Source organism: Henriciella barbarensis (assembly GCF_003576345.1).
Taxonomy (GTDB): domain Bacteria; phylum Pseudomonadota; class Alphaproteobacteria; order Caulobacterales; family Hyphomonadaceae; genus Henriciella; species Henriciella barbarensis.
The window spans coordinates 118,848-133,008 of record NZ_QWGB01000007.1 but is presented as its reverse complement, the minus strand read 5'-3'; the positions used below and the strand labels follow the sequence as shown (position 1 = coordinate 133,008).

Here is a 14,161-nt window from a genome sequence, read left to right as displayed (position 1 = left end):
GAAGCGGACACAATGTCAGTGAATGAAGATGGTATCCAGGCATCGGATGTTGGCCTGAACGAAGAGCGGCTGAACCGGATCCCCGAGTTTTTTGCGGACAATTATCTGGATACCGGCAAGCTGCCATGCGTGGCGACGCTCGTCTCGCGCAATGGTCAGATCGTGCACGAAGCCTATCGCGGGCGTGATGAGCTGGATGGCGGGGACCCGATTGGGCCGGACACCATCTTCCGCATCTATTCGATGACAAAGCCGATCACCTCGGTAGCGGCCATGATGCTTTTCGAGGAGAGCAAGATCCGGCTCGATCATCCAGTCCACAACTACATTCCGGAATTCGCTGACACCGAGATGTGGGTGAAGGGCACGGTCGACGATTATGAGACGCGCAAGCCGCTGCGTCCCATGGAAATCCGCGATCTCTTCACGCACACATCTGGCCTGACCTACGGCTTCCTGATGCAGCATGAAGTGGATGCTCTTTATCGGCGCGAGAAGATTGCACGCCCGGATGAAAGCCTAGAAGAGATGTGCAAGCGGCTGGCAAAGCTGCCACTTCTCTTCTCGCCCGGCACGCGCTGGAATTACAGCCACTCCACCGACGTGCTTGGCCGCGTCGTCGAAGTGGCCTCCGGTATGAAGCTGGACGAGTTCTTCCGTGAACGGATATTTGAGCCTCTCGGCATGGTCGATACCGACTTCTTCGTGCCGAAAGACAAGATACATCGCCTCATGGCCTGTTATTCGCGCGATCCGCAAACCGGCAAGATCAGCGAAAGCGACGGCAAGGGCGAAGCGTCACGTGCCTACCGACACCAGCCGCCACTTCTTAATGCGGGAGGGGGGCTCGTCTCCACGCTGCGAGACTATCATCAGTTCTGCCTCATGCTACTGCACGGCGGTTCCCTCCACGGCACGAGATTGCTCAGTCCGAAGACCGTCGAGTTCATGCGCATGAACCATCTTCCGGAAAACCGCACGATCAAACAGATGGGTGACAAGACCTTCTCTGAAGCCCGGATGGAAGGAAACGGTTTTGGCCTAGGCGGCAGCACGATCGTCAATGTCGCTGATTCGATGCAGCCTGGCTCTGTCGGTACGTTCAGCTGGGGTGGTCTGGCGAACACATTCTTCTGGATCGACTATGAGGAAGAGATGATTGCCATCCAGGCGACCCAGATGATCCCGTCAGGCTGCTATCCACTGCGTCCTCAGTTCCAGCAGCTTGCCTACGCAGCCATTGAATGGTGAGCGAGGAAGACCGTAAGCGGCGCCAGAAGGCCTCGCTTGACGAGTTGATTATCGAGCTGGTGAATGAACGCGGCGCAGACAAAACCGTCTGCCCATCTGAGGTGGCGCGCGCCAAGCGTGATGAGAACTGGCAGCAACTCATGGGCGAGATCCGCGTGCGGGCGGTAAAGCTCGCCGATGCAGGGCAGATCGCGATCTATAGAAAAGGAAAGCCGGTAGACCCCCATGACTTCAAGGGTGTCTACCGGCTCGGATTTCCGGGTACGGAATAGTGGCGACCTAGACTTTCTTGAAGTCTGCCGGACGCTTTTCGAGGAAGGCCTTCACGCCCTCTGCAAAGTCTGGTGAGCGGCCAGCCGTGCGCTGTGCGAAGCGTTCGGCCTGAAGCTGGTTGTCGAAGTCATTGTCTTCGGCCTGCCAGACCAGATCGCGGATCAGCGAAAGCGCCGTGGTCGGGCCATCGGAAAGCTGCTTGGCGTAGTTCCTCGCCTCGTCCAGCAGGCTATCGTCTGACACGACCCGATTCACCAGGCCCCATTCCAGTGCCTTTGCTGCCGGGATCTTCTCGCCAAAGAGGGTCATTTCCATCGCACGGGCCCGGCCGATGGCGCGGGTCAACAGATAGGTGGAGCCACCATCCGGCACGAGACCGATGCGGCGGAACGCCTGCAGGAAGTAGGCGCTCTCGGCCGCCACGATGAAGTCGCCAGCCAGCGCAATGGAACAGCCAACACCTGCGGCGGCACCATTCACGGCCGTGATGACGGGGTGCGGATGGGTGCGGATTGCCTTGATGAACGGGTTGTACGCCCGGTCGAGTTCACGGCCTGCATCGGGCTTCCGCTCGGACTTGCCGCCGCCCATATTGCCCGACAGGTTCGCCCCTGAGCAGAAGCCGCGGCCATTGCCCGTAATGATGGTGCATCGTGCCTCATCGCCTGCCTTCTCAAGCGCGAGGCTCAACTCGTCGATTGTGTCGACACCAGCGGCATTCATGGTTTTTGGGTCGTTGAACGCGATAACCGCGATATCGTCCTGGACCTCGTAAGTGATCTTCTCAAAGCTCATCGCGATTCTTCCTCCTCTAGAGATTTGCAATCGACTGTAGCGCGCTGTGAAAGCCGCAAAAACCGTGACGCCGGGGCAATCTTTGGAATGGTCGCCACTTCCGGTACACTGTATTCAAATCACTTGGGTTAGGAGGAAATCATGGCTCTTGAAGGCGGCGCAGGCGAACTCGGTACGATCCTCGCAAAACAGAAAGCCGCGCACCTGCGCGATGGTATCCCTTCGCTCGAAAAGCGTATCGACTGGCTCGACCGGTCGATCGATCTTCTCGCGACCCATGGAGACAAGCTGAATGAGGCGATGCGCGAAGATTTCGGCCACCGTTCGGTCGATCAGTCGAACTTTACCGATATTGCTGGCTCCATCGGCGCGCTGAAGCACGCCAAAAAGCATGTCAAAACCTGGATGAAGCCAGAGAAACGCTCGACTGACTTTCCACTTGGCCTGTTCGGCGCCAAGGCCCGTATCCAGTATCAGCCGAAAGGCGTGATCGGTGTGATCAGCCCTTGGAACTTCCCGGTGAACCTCACTTTCACGCCGCTTGCTGGCGTCTTCGCGGCCGGCAACCGCACCATGATCAAACCGTCAGAGTTTACCGAGCGCACCTCCGAGCTGATGAAACAGCTCTTCGCTGAATACTACTCCGAAGAAGAAGTCGCCGTGGTGACGGGCGGGCCGGATGTCGGCGCCGCTTTCTCCAAACTCGCCTTCGACCACCTGCTCTTCACGGGTGCGACGTCGATTGCTTACCACGTCATGCGGGCCGCTGCGGACAATCTCGTCCCTCTGACGCTGGAGCTTGGCGGCAAGTCGCCGGTCATTCTCGGCGAATCTGCCGACCTGGACAAAGCTGCCAAGCGCATCATGGCAGGCAAGACCCTGAACGCGGGCCAGATCTGTCTTGCGCCAGACTATGCCTTTGTGCCGAAAAACAAGACGCAGGACTTCATCAAGGCGGCCAGCGCCTCGGTCGAAAGCATGTTCCCGTCCGGTATCAAGGACAATGACGACTATACGTCTGTCGTAAACCAACGCCACTTCGAGCGACTGAATGGCTATATCGAGGATGCCCGCTCCAAGGGCGCGGAGGTCGTCAACCTGAACCCCAGGCAGGAAGACCTCACCCAGCAGCCGTATCACAAGATCGCGCCAACCATCATCGTCGACCCGACCGACGACATGAAGGTCATGCAGGATGAAATCTTTGGTCCGATCCTGCCGATCAAGACCTATGGCTCCACGCAGGAGGCGGTCGATTACATCAACGCCCATCCGCGCCCGCTCGGCCTTTATTATTTCGGACAGGATGCCGACGAGCGGGAGCATGTTCTCAATAACACGACTTCAGGCGGTGTCACGGTAAACGACGTCATCTTCCACGTCGCTCAGGAAGACCTGCCATTTGGCGGGGTCGGACCGTCCGGTATGGGCAGCTATCACGGGGTCGATGGCTTCCGCGAATTCAGTCACCGCAAGTCGGTCTATACGCAGGTGGGCCCCGACCTTATGGCGATCGCCCGGCCACCATATGGCGAAAAATACCGCAAGCTGGTTGCCGGACGTCTGAAAAAGTAGGCGTGCCTCGCAAGCGCGAATGAAGCTCAGATAGGCCGGAATACGGGGTTCCGGCCTATTTTTGCGCGCTCAGGTAGTTTAAACTATTTCACTTTCGCCAAAAGCTGCTCTATCTCTGCAAGCTTGCGGAAGGGGACCCTGCGCTTGGAGCAAAACCGAGAGAAAATCCAGCTTGCTGTTCTTGATCAGCTCGGGGAGGGCATCATCCTTGCCGACAAGGATGGCAAGATCGTCCTGGTCAACCGCGCGGCCGAAGTCATTCACGGTCGAAGTGAGCTCGATATTTCTCCGGACGATTATAGCGACAGCTACGAACTTCTGACGCTCGATGAGGAGCCGTATCCTCCCGAAAAGCTTCCTTTAAGCCTGGCAGTAAAGGAGGCGCGTGTGGTCACGGACGCGCCTTGGAAAGTGCGCAGGCCAGATGGTTCTATCGTAATCGCGGTGGGCACCGCGCGACCTATATTCGGCAAGGATGGGAACCAGGTCGCCTCTGTCCTGACAATGCGGGATGAAACCGCGCGCTATCATGCTGAGCACAAGCTCAAGGACGCGCTCGAGGTAAAGGAGACGTTGCTTTACGAAGTCAATCACCGCGTGAGAAACAGCCTTCAGGTCGTGTCCTCGCTGGTCACGATGCACATGCGTACCCTGGAGGACCCTGACGCGCGAGATGCTCTGGACGCCGCGCGCCGACGCATCGACGTCATTACAGCGACACATCGCAGCCTGTATGAGCTCGGCACCCATGACTGGGTGGATTGCTCCTATCTTCTGCCAGATCTCTGCAAGCAGATTGTCGAAACCTTTTCGGCCAAGCAAAATATCGTCCTCAAAACCCGCAAGAAAGGCGTTGTCATCCTCGCGGTCAGCCAGGCGGTTTCGCTGTGTCTCGCCGTTACCGAGCTTATGATCAATGCCTGCAAGTACGCTTTTCAGGGTCGGGCCGCCGGGCGGATCAACCTTGTCATGGAATGCTGCGATGACGACCGTGTACTCATCAGCGTGGAAGATGATGGCGTGGGCATGGAGGAGACAGAAACCGATAGCCGCAAGGGTATCGGCTCCATGATCGTGACCAGCCTGACCCATAGCCTCGACGCGACGGTCGAGCGGGAAACCGGACCGCTTGGTACCAGATTTACAATCAGTTTTGCGCGTGCCGAAGAGGGAAAGCGCTCCGCATTAGGGCTACCAACCTCTCCGCAGAACGATCCCCTCGATCACTGGCAGAAAAACCGCCTCGCCTAGGTCGTTGGCGCTAACGCTTCAGGAAATCAGGCACGTCGTCACCGAAACCGCGGACGCCATCTGAAGCGGGCTGCAGTTTGTCGGATTTGTCCGTCTTGCTCGAACGGCCCCGTGATGAGCTTCTGGAATTGCGCGGCTTTGCTTCCTTGGCTGGACGCTCATCCTTACGCTCTTCCTTGGGTGCGCTCTTCCTTGCTGGCGCGTCGGTGCTCTTGGCTTCCTGCTTTTCCGGTGCGGCTTCTTCAGAAGCGGTCTTGTCACCGCCGCGCGAACGCCCGCGTCCACCACCGCTACGGCCGCCACGTCCACTGCTTCCATCGCGGCTTCTGCCACGTCCGCGAGCGCGCCCGCGCCCGCCTGCATCTTCAGGCAGGTTTTCGATTTCTTCGTCAAGACCAGGCAGCTCGAGGACTTTGACCTCCTGATCGATGAGTTTCAACACGCCTTCCCAGGACTGCTCATCCTCTGGCGTCACGATCGTCACGCTTTCGCCCTCGCGGCCGGCGCGGCCCGTACGACCAATCCGGTGCACATAGTCCTCATCTTTCGGAGGCGGCGCGTAATTGAAGACGTGGCTGACGGCCGGCACGTCGAGACCGCGTGCGGCCACGTCCGAAGCGACAAGCAGCTTAAGGTCGCCATCGCGGAAACGGTCCAGCGTCTGGGTCCGGTAAGCCTGTGGCAGGTCGCCATGAATAGCGGCCGCATCGAAGCCGTGCTTGTTCAGCGACTTGGTCACGATGTCGACATTGCGCTTGCGATTACAGAAAACGATACCGTTTTTGACATCGCGCGCCTCGATGATGCGGCGTAGGGCCGTGCGCTTTGCCTTGTCATCATTACGCGATAGCTTCAACACATATTGCGTGATCGTCTCTGCCGTCTGGGCCTGACGCGCCACTTCGACCTTCATCGGGTCTTTCTGAAAGCGTTGGGCCAGCTTGTTGATCTCTGGCGGCATGGTTGCCGAGAATAGCAGGGTCTGGCGACGCGGCGGCAGAAGTGCGCAGATTTTCTCGATGTCAGGGATAAAGCCCATGTCGAGCATGCGGTCGGCTTCGTCAATGACGAGGACTTCGACGCCCGTTAGCAAGATTTTGCCGCGCTCGAACTGGTCGATGAGGCGGCCAGGCGTTGCGATCAGGACATCGACGCCGCGCATCAGCTTCATTTCCTGTTCCTTGAACGATACGCCGCCGATCAGCAGCGCCATCTCAAGTTTCAGGTTCTTGCCATATTTTTCGAAGTTCTCTGCGACCTGGGCAGCCAGCTCGCGCGTCGGCGCCAGGATCAGCGTTCGTGGCATGCGCGCCCGTGCACGGCCGCGCTCCAGCCTATGGATCATTGGCAGGACGAAGGCAGCGGTCTTACCGGTACCGGTCTGCGCAATGCCTGTTACATCGCCACCGAGGATGATCTGCGGGATTGCCTTGGCCTGGATCGGCGTAGGCGTGTCATAGCCAGCCTCTTCGATGGCCTGGAGGATCTTTGGGCCAAGGCCTAGAGCTGCAAAAGTCGTTTTCGGGGTTTCGTTCTGGGTGTCAGTCAAATTTGTCTCTTTTCCAGGGATGGATTGAATTACGCTCGGGTTGGAGCCGTCCGTATGACAGCTATGGACCGGGCGCTTTTCCATGCCCGGAAGAACATAAGGCGCCGCAATAGCCGAATTTCCGCAGGTGCGAAAGGGTCTGCGTGTCGCGCAAAAGAATTGGCCCGCTTCCGGAACGGAAACGGGCCAACTGAATACTGTCGATTCCGCGTCGACTAGCTCGCGTCGGCGAGGTTCTGGTTCACGAAGTCCCAATTGACCAGGTTTTCCAGAAACGCGTCCATATAGTTTGGCCGGGAGTTCTGATAGTCGAGGTAATAGGCGTGCTCCCAGACATCCATTGTGAGGAGCGGGGTCGCGCCTGCTTCGGTCAGAGGCGTCTCGGCGTTCGGCGTCTTGCGGATGCCAAGCTTGCCGTCCTTCAGGACCAGCCAGGCCCAGCCGGAACCGAACTGGCTGCCGCCCGCTGCCTTGAATTCTTCAGCGAACTTTTCGTAGGAGCCGAAGTCGTCATTGATCTTGTCGGCGATTGCACCGGTCGGCTTGCCGCCGCCGCTTGGTTTCATGGAGTGCCAGTAGAAGGTGTGGTTCCAGACCTGCGCGGCATTGTTGAAAAGGCCGGCCTTTGAACTGTCGCCTGATGCGTCCTGAATGATCTTCTCAAGCGGCGCGTTGGCGTGGTCGGTGCCCTCGATCAGCTTGTTGAGGTTGTTCACATAGGCTTGGTGGTGTTTGCCATAGTGAAAGTTCAGTGTGTCTTCGGAAACGTGCGGTGCAAGCGCGTCGCGGGAATAGGGAAGAGGTGGAAGATCAAATGCCATGGGGTCACTCCTTGCTGTATTGCTGCCTTTGATAAAGGCGTTTGCCCACAGATATGGTTGCCATGACGATTAGTTCCACCCCGCCGGACCCTGAAATATGGGCGAATATCGACCGAAGGCTGCGGACAGGCGACGAAGATCGCTGGCTTTCTTCCCGTTATGCACAGACTGAGGCGCGTCATGCCCTGATCGCGCTTTACGCGTTCTGCTGGGAGTTGGCGCGCGTCCGTCTTATCGTGACTGAACCGACCCTGGGCGCTATCCGCTTTCAGTGGTGGCGTGACGCGCTCAGCGAATTGGACGAGGGTAGCCCCCCACGTGCCCATGACGTAGTTCTCGCCCTTGTCGGAATGCTGGAACAATCAGCGCTCACGATGGCCGATCTTTCCTTGATCATTGACGGATATGAAGCGGCATTCGAGCAGAAGGATCGCTCTCTTGAGCCTGAGGCTGCGATCGCGCGAAGCGCAACGAAGCTCGTCGCGCCGTCTGTCGATCTTGGCGAAGACATTGACGAGCTGGCAGCGGAGTTCGCTGCTGGGCGCCGGGGCGACGCGCCCCAGGTGCGCGCACAGCGCCTTCGTCTTCCGCCTGAAGTGTTGCCCGCGCTGGCGCATCTCCGCCTGCGCCGTCTCTATGCGCGCGGTGCCTCACCTCGCCCGTTAGCAAAGCGGCTATGCGTGTTGAAGGCTGTTCTATCCGGGAAAGTCTGACGCGCACCAGCTGGGCGCGTGACATCGAAAATCAATAAGCTACATTGGTCTTATTGGCCGAAGTTCGGTCGGCGCCGTGCGTTTCGGCGCGTCAAATTCGAAGAGGGAGTACGACATGAAGCTTCGGGCCTGCACAGCGCTTGCAACCATCCTCACACTGACAATCGCGCCTGTCACCGCGGTCGCCCAGCAGGCAGGACCTGCACAAGCGCAGGGCGCGGCGGTTGCGGAGGTCCCGGAGTTCGAGATCGAGTTTGAGAAATTCACCCTCGAAAACGGGCTCGAGGTCATCCTGCAGGTCGACAGGTCTGACCCGATCGTCGCCTTCTCGACCGTCGTTCATGTCGGCTCGAACCGGGAGCGCCCGGGCCGGACCGGCTTTGCGCATTTCTTCGAACATATGGCGTTCAACGATTCTGAAAACGTGCCCCGCGGCTGGAACCGCAAAGCCATCCCGGATTGGGGCGGCAGCCGTAATGGCGGGACATGGTCGGACGGCACGATCTATTACGAAGTCGTCCCGAAAGACGCTGTCGACAAGATCCTCTGGATCGACTCTGACCGGCTTGGCTACATGATCAACACGGTGACCGAAGCTGCGCTCGAGCGTGAGAAGCAGGTCGTCAAGAACGAGAAGCGCGAACGGGTCGATAACCGGCCCTATGGCTATACGCAGGAAGTGATCCGCAAGGCGCTTTATCCTGAAGGCCATCCCTATAGCTGGACCGTCATCGGTCAGCTACCGGACCTGCAGGCGGCAACTCTGGACGACCTGAAAGAATTCTATACGGAGTATTACGGTGCAGCGAATGCAACGCTCGCCATTGTTGGCGATATCGACATCGAAGAGATGAGGGAAAAGGTCCAGCGCTGGTTCGGCGAAATCCGCCGTGGGCCTGACGTCCAGCCTCTCGCGCCGATGCCGGTCTCGCTGAGCGAGACGCGTTCTCTCTGGTTTGAGGATAACTTCGCGACCCTGCCAGAACTGAGGCTGACCTTCCCGACAGTCGCCTCCTATGATGAGGATGAGCAGGCGCTCAACGTACTCGCTCGCCTGATTGCGGGAACGAAGAACTCACCGCTTTACCGTGAGATCGTCGAGGAACAGGCGCTTGCTCCGGATGTCTCCGCCTACAATAATAGTATGGAACTCGCCGGTGAGTTTGTGTTCCGTATACGTGCAAAGTCCGGAACCGACCTGGATGCAGTGAAAGCGGCGCTTGATTCCGCGCTCTCGGACTTCGAGGAGCATGGCGTCAATGAGCTTGACTTGCAGCGCATCAAGGCCGAGCAGGAAACAGTTCTGTATAATGAGCTTTCGACCGTGCTCGGGAAAGCGAACCAGCTTGCCACCGATAACGAGTTTGCTGGCGACCCCGCCAATTCTATCCGCACAGCGGAGCTGCTGCGTGCGGTGACGGCTGAAGATGTGATGCGCGTCTATGAGACTTACATCAAGGACAAGCCCTCCATCATCACCAGCTTCGTGCCGCAGGGTGAAGCCGCGCTCGCTCTGGAGGGCGCAGAGCAGGCCGAAGTCTGGATTGAGGATGTCCGCGCCGACGTTGCGAGCGAGGAAGTCTCGCAGGGCGAAGAAGCGGAATATGCGAAGACGCCAAGCCAGTATGACCGCTCCGAGCCGCCATTCGGCGAGCTCCCGCTTATAGAGATGCCCGAAGTCTGGCAGGCATCGCGGGGGGAGGGTGCGGAGCTTTTCGGTATCGAGAATGACGAGCTTCCGCTGGTCACCTTCGACATCGTCTTCGATGCCGGCTCATGGCTCGATCCGCAGGACAAGGTCGGGACCGCCAACCTCGTGGCGGCTATGTTGAACGAGGGGACGGCGACGAAGACGCCGGCCGAACTGGAACAGGCAATCGGCCTTCTCGGTTCCGGTGTCAGCGTCCGCGCTGACGCCACTAGCGTCACTATCAGCGCCACCTCACTCGCCCGCAATTTCGAAGAGACGGTCGCATTGATCGAGCAGATGATTTCATCGCCGCGATGGGATGTTGAGGACTTTGAACGCGAGAAGTCAGCCGCGCTCACAACCATTCGCGACCGACAGGCCAATCCGCAATACATCGCCGCCGGCGCCTTCGCGCAGCTGATCTACGGCGCAGACCATCCACAGGGCCGGTTCAGTATCGGTACCGAGGAAAGCATAACGGCCATAGAGCTCGATGACCTCAAATCCTATTTGGATCAGATGCTCGCCAGTGATGTCCGGATGCATATTGCCGGCGATGTGTCGCGGGCGCGCGCAGAAGAGGCGTTTGCTGGCGTCACGGCACTGCTCTCGGACGAAGACATTGTGCGCCCTGAATACGAGGTCGCCGAGCAGGATGACGAGGGCAAGGTCTACTTCATCGATGTGCCGGGATCAAAACAGAGTGTACTGAATATCGGTAAGCTGATCGTGCCGACGACCGATCCTGACTATAATCCGATCGACTTCGCCAACGAAAAGCTTGGCGGCGGGATCAGCGGCGACCTTGCCCAGGTCCTGCGGATCGAGAAGGGCTACACCTACGGCGCCTATTCCTATCTCAGCGAAGGCACCTCGCCGCAGACCTTCAGGGTCGGCACCAGCGTGCGGGCCAACGCCACCGGCGCGTCGCTCGATGTCATTCGGCAAATGCTTCAGGATTACGGCCCGACCTTTGATGATGCTGCGGTGGAGCTGACGCGCCAGAAAGTCGTGAAGGCGAACACGCGCGCCTTCGAAAGCCTGAGCGCAAAGCTCGGCATCCTGCATGAGATCAGTGAATATGACCGCCCGATCGACTTTGTGGAGCAAGAACAGCAGGCGCTCGTCTCCATGCCGCTGGAAGAGTATCAGCGCGTAATCAGCGAATATCTCGCGGAGCCTCAGATGACGTGGGTCATAGTTGGTGATGCCGAAACGCAGCTTGAACCGGTCACCGACTTTGCGGGCGGGGATGTCACTGTCCTCGACATTCACGGCAATCCCGTCGAAGCGAGCGCTGACGCGGATTAAGCGAGGAGGCGCCGGTTGCGACGCGCTAACCGGCGCGCCTATCTCCCCTGCAATGGGTCCAGCTTCGGCTTCGGCATCAGTGCCAGGAAGCCGAGCACGATGACAAACCATATACCGATAACGAGGAAGCAGTCGCGGAAAGCATACACCGCCGCCTCATTCGAGATCTGCCGGCCGAGCTCTCCAAATGCTGACTGAAACGCCGGCAGCTGTGGCATGCCGCTCCGCTCCAGTTCGCGTGCAATCTGGACGTGGGTGTAGGATAGCTGCGCATTCGCTTCATTGACTCCAGAGGCCAGATGCTCGCCGTGAAAGATCAGCCGGCGCTGCAGCAGGATCGCTAGAAGGTTTACACCAAATGCCCCGCCAATCTGCATCAGGAAGGATGCGCCGCCAGTCGCAGATGCGAGCAATGGCGGCGGTACGGCCCGCACGGCCGTCGTATTGGCGGGCGGCATGCAGAAGCTGATTCCGATGCGGCTCAGCACGATCCAGACAACCAGTGTCCAGTATGGCGTCAACGCCGTGACATGCGATAGCAGGAAGGCCGACGTCCCGAACGAGATAATGCCGAACGCCAGCAGCCAGCGCACATCCACCTTGTCGGTCAGCCGCCCGGCAATCGGAAAGCCAATCACCATGGCAAGACCCGCCGGGATCATCATGATGCCCGCTGCCGTCGGCGAATAGTTCTGCACCAGCTGCACGAACAACGGGATCATATAGGTCGAGCCATAGATCGCGATGCCGGTTGCCGAGATGACAAGCCCTGCAGACCAGAACTGGCGATAGGTAAAGATCTTGGGGTTCAGAGCAGGGAAGGGGTGACGCCGCTCCCAGAAGAAAAAGGCGATCCCGGCAACAAAGCCGACAGCGAACTTGATCAGGGAAATATCGGAATCCCAGCCATCGCGGTTCCCGCCCGCAAAGCCCGACAGGAAGGACACGGCAGAAACGCTGAGCAAGAGCAGGCCCTGCCAGTCGAGCGGGCGTTTCTCCGCTTGTTGCGCCGGGTCCGCCTTGGGCATGAGAAGTGGTGCCGCCGCCAGCGCCAGCAGCGCGAGCGGAACCGTTGCGACAAAAACCAGCCGCCAGCTCGACAGGTCGACGGCGACCCCCCCGAGCGCCGGACCAAAGGCTGGCGCGAGCACAACGCCAATGGAAAAGATGCCAATCGCCGTGCCGCGCTGCTTGTCCGGAAAGGTCTGGAAGATCAGGAACATCGACATGGGCTGAAGTAGTCCCGCCGCCATGCCCTGCATCGCCCGCGACACGATCAGCAAGGCAAGCGTGTTGCTGACGGCGCCCAGCAGCGAGCCCGCAACAAACATCAGCATGCCGAATATATAGGTCGCGCGCGGTCCGTAAGCGGACATGGCCCAAGCGTTTGCCAGCATCGCAATGGTGGAAGACGCGAGGAAGGCCGTAGACATCCACTGTGCCTGATCCTGACCAAGGCCGAACGCACCGATAATCGCGGGCAGGGCAACATTGATGGTCGTCGCTGCGAGAAGCGTCGACATTGACCCGATCAGCATGGAGAAAAGCAGAAGCCACCGGTATGACGCGCCGAACTGGGCAAAGCGCTCACGGATGGCGCTATTGGCAAGCGGCGGAATGTCGGCTGGCAGGGGCAGCGGCGCGCGAAATTTACCCGGCCGCGGCATTCCTGACGTAACGCTCACCCCGCTTCCCCGGGCGGTGTTTTCTCAATTCTGACCGTCGCCATGGTTCCGGGTCGCAAAGCCAGGTCGCCGGCATCAAGATCGATACGGACGGAGATGCGCTGCGTGATCTTGGTGAAGACGCCATTGGCATTCGGGTTTGGCATGAGAGCGGCTTCGGCCAATGTCGAGTCATTGATGGATGCCACGCGACCCTCGAACTCGCGGCCCGGATAGCTGTCGATCTGGACCTTCACCCCCGCGCCGGGCTGCACGTGCCGGATCTCGGTCTCCTTGATATTGGCGGACACCCATGCCGCACCAGGGTCATGAACAAGCGCCATGCGAAAACCGCGTAGCGAATGCTCGCCTACATCATAGAAAATCTCGTCCACGACACCGTCGATGGGGCTGCGGATCGTATGCTGGTCGACCACGACCTGTTGCGCCTCGACCCGTGCCTCCGCCTGGCGCAGCGCGGCGCGAAGGACTGAGAGATCGTATTCGATCAGCGCGACTTCCTCGCCTGCAATGCTTGCCGTGCGTTGTTCGGCAAGCGCCCGGTCGGCGTCGGCTTCTGCGCGCCTAACGGCTTGCTGGGCGGTGTCCAGCTCATTCTGGGCGCGGTCCAGCGCGGCCTGCGTCACCCGTCCACGATTGAAGAGGTCCTCGGTGCGCGCAAAATCAGACTGCGCCGTTTCGAAGTCTGACATGGCGGCCGCCACTGACGCGCTGGCCGACAGGGTTCCGGCCCTGCGTGCGGCCACTTCACTGCCGGCCTTCGACGTTGAGAGGTTTGCGCGCATTTCCTCGCGCTGGATTTCTGCGCGGAGCCGGTCAGCCTCTGCCTGATACTGCGCAAGCGTCAGTTCAGCTTCACGCCGGTCGATTTCGAAGATGACATCGCCAGCCTCGACGCGGTCGCCCTTGCTGACCGCCAGCACTGTGATGCGGCCCGAAATATCAGTCGATACCGCCACCATGTCGGACGCGATTCGCGCATCCGCCGTCGAGACATAGCCGGCGCGTACACTCAAAAACCGGAAAAGAAAGACTGCAGCGATCAACAGGGCTGCGACAATCACGGCCATCCTGACGCGCCGGCCCGTCAGCCACGGCCAACGTCCTGCGAGACCGGACTTTACGCCGGTATCAGTCTGTGCGGCCCCGCCATCCATGAGCGTGTAGCCTTCCTGGTTTCCATCCCTGAAGGCTATCTAACGCCAGTTCGAACGATTGTTCGAGAGGTGACGCAAAGGCAACTCGAA

At 59.4% G+C, this 14,161-nt stretch carries 11 protein-coding genes; 6 read left to right on the top strand and 5 right to left on the bottom strand.

The window, feature by feature from the left end; genetic code table 11:
* Nucleotides 1-12: 12 nt before the first annotated feature.
* Together D1224_RS11530 and D1224_RS11525 are read left to right on the top strand one after the other, a co-directional pair.
* Nucleotides 13-1,251: a serine hydrolase domain-containing protein gene (locus D1224_RS11530; RefSeq protein WP_119380104.1), complete on the top strand. Its 1,239-nt coding sequence runs from the start codon at nt 13-15 to the stop codon at nt 1,249-1,251.
* Nucleotides 1,245-1,523, top strand: coding sequence for a DUF3253 domain-containing protein (locus D1224_RS11525; RefSeq protein WP_119380103.1), 279 nt, complete (start codon nt 1,245-1,247; stop codon nt 1,521-1,523). The genes D1224_RS11530 and D1224_RS11525 overlap by 7 nt, the downstream gene beginning before the upstream one ends.
* A 7-nt stretch (nt 1,524-1,530) precedes the next feature.
* Here D1224_RS11525 and D1224_RS11520 read toward each other — a convergent pair whose 3' ends face one another.
* Nucleotides 1,531-2,319: an enoyl-CoA hydratase/isomerase gene (locus tag D1224_RS11520; protein ID WP_119380102.1), complete on the bottom strand. Its 789-nt coding sequence runs from the start codon at nt 2,317-2,319 to the stop codon at nt 1,531-1,533.
* Between the two features lie 141 nt (nt 2,320-2,460).
* Here D1224_RS11520 and D1224_RS11515 point away from each other — a divergent pair, with 141 nt between their 5' ends.
* Together D1224_RS11515 and D1224_RS11510 are read left to right on the top strand one after the other, a co-directional pair.
* Nucleotides 2,461-3,894: a coniferyl aldehyde dehydrogenase gene (locus D1224_RS11515; protein ID WP_119380101.1), complete on the top strand. Its 1,434-nt coding sequence runs from the start codon at nt 2,461-2,463 to the stop codon at nt 3,892-3,894.
* 144 nt (nt 3,895-4,038) lie between these two features.
* A complete protein-coding gene (locus D1224_RS11510) occupies nt 4,039-5,145 on the top strand; it encodes a sensor histidine kinase (RefSeq protein WP_147372378.1) in 1,107 nt (368 codons plus the stop codon).
* 10 nt (nt 5,146-5,155) lie between these two features.
* On the opposite strand, the gene D1224_RS11505 is transcribed toward D1224_RS11510, so the two are convergent.
* Both D1224_RS11505 and D1224_RS11500 read right to left on the bottom strand, forming a co-directional pair.
* Complete coding sequence (locus tag D1224_RS11505; RefSeq protein WP_182482268.1) at nt 5,156-6,778, bottom strand: DEAD/DEAH box helicase; 1,623 nt, start codon at nt 6,776-6,778, stop codon at nt 5,156-5,158.
* Nucleotides 6,779-6,909: 131 nt separating this feature from the next.
* Complete coding sequence (locus tag D1224_RS11500; RefSeq protein WP_119380268.1) at nt 6,910-7,515, bottom strand: superoxide dismutase; 606 nt, start codon at nt 7,513-7,515, stop codon at nt 6,910-6,912.
* Nucleotides 7,516-7,577: 62 nt separating this feature from the next.
* Here D1224_RS11500 and D1224_RS11495 point away from each other — a divergent pair, with 62 nt between their 5' ends.
* Both D1224_RS11495 and D1224_RS11490 read left to right on the top strand, forming a co-directional pair.
* On the top strand, nt 7,578-8,228 hold the full coding sequence (locus D1224_RS11495; protein WP_182482267.1) for a squalene/phytoene synthase family protein: 651 nt from the start codon (nt 7,578-7,580) through the stop codon (nt 8,226-8,228).
* Between the two features lie 115 nt (nt 8,229-8,343).
* Complete coding sequence (locus D1224_RS11490) at nt 8,344-11,229, top strand: M16 family metallopeptidase (protein WP_119380098.1); 2,886 nt, start codon at nt 8,344-8,346, stop codon at nt 11,227-11,229.
* Nucleotides 11,230-11,267: 38 nt separating this feature from the next.
* On the opposite strand, the gene D1224_RS11485 is transcribed toward D1224_RS11490, so the two are convergent.
* Nucleotides 11,268-12,914: a DHA2 family efflux MFS transporter permease subunit gene (locus tag D1224_RS11485; RefSeq protein WP_119380097.1), complete on the bottom strand. Its 1,647-nt coding sequence runs from the start codon at nt 12,912-12,914 to the stop codon at nt 11,268-11,270.
* Nucleotides 12,911-14,071 carry an HlyD family secretion protein gene (locus tag D1224_RS11480; RefSeq protein ID WP_119380096.1) on the bottom strand — a complete coding sequence of 387 codons (1,161 nt, stop codon included), beginning with the start codon at nt 14,069-14,071 and terminating at the stop codon, nt 12,911-12,913. Before D1224_RS11480 ends, D1224_RS11485 begins: the two co-directional genes overlap by 4 nt.
* Nucleotides 14,072-14,161 lie beyond the last annotated feature (90 nt).

Excerpts from the sequence above, each read along its gene's own strand:
- D1224_RS11490 (WP_119380098.1), top strand. The coding sequence starts at position 8,344 with ATGAAGCTTCGGGCCTGCACAGCGCTTGCAACCATCCTCACACTGACA.
- D1224_RS11515 (WP_119380101.1), top strand. The coding sequence starts at position 2,461 with ATGGCTCTTGAAGGCGGCGCAGGCGAACTCGGTACGATCCTCGCAAAA.
- D1224_RS11495 (WP_182482267.1), top strand. The coding sequence starts at position 7,578 with ATGACGATTAGTTCCACCCCGCCGGACCCTGAAATATGGGCGAATATC.
- D1224_RS11530 (WP_119380104.1), top strand. The coding sequence starts at position 13 with ATGTCAGTGAATGAAGATGGTATCCAGGCATCGGATGTTGGCCTGAAC.
- D1224_RS11480 (WP_119380096.1), bottom strand. The coding sequence starts at position 14,071 with ATGGATGGCGGGGCCGCACAGACTGATACCGGCGTAAAGTCCGGTCTC.
- D1224_RS11500 (WP_119380268.1), bottom strand. The coding sequence starts at position 7,515 with ATGGCATTTGATCTTCCACCTCTTCCCTATTCCCGCGACGCGCTTGCA.
- D1224_RS11505 (WP_182482268.1), bottom strand. The coding sequence starts at position 6,778 with ATGGAAAAGCGCCCGGTCCATAGCTGTCATACGGACGGCTCCAACCCG.
- D1224_RS11520 (WP_119380102.1), bottom strand. The coding sequence starts at position 2,319 with ATGAGCTTTGAGAAGATCACTTACGAGGTCCAGGACGATATCGCGGTT.
- D1224_RS11525 (WP_119380103.1), top strand. The coding sequence starts at position 1,245 with ATGGTGAGCGAGGAAGACCGTAAGCGGCGCCAGAAGGCCTCGCTTGAC.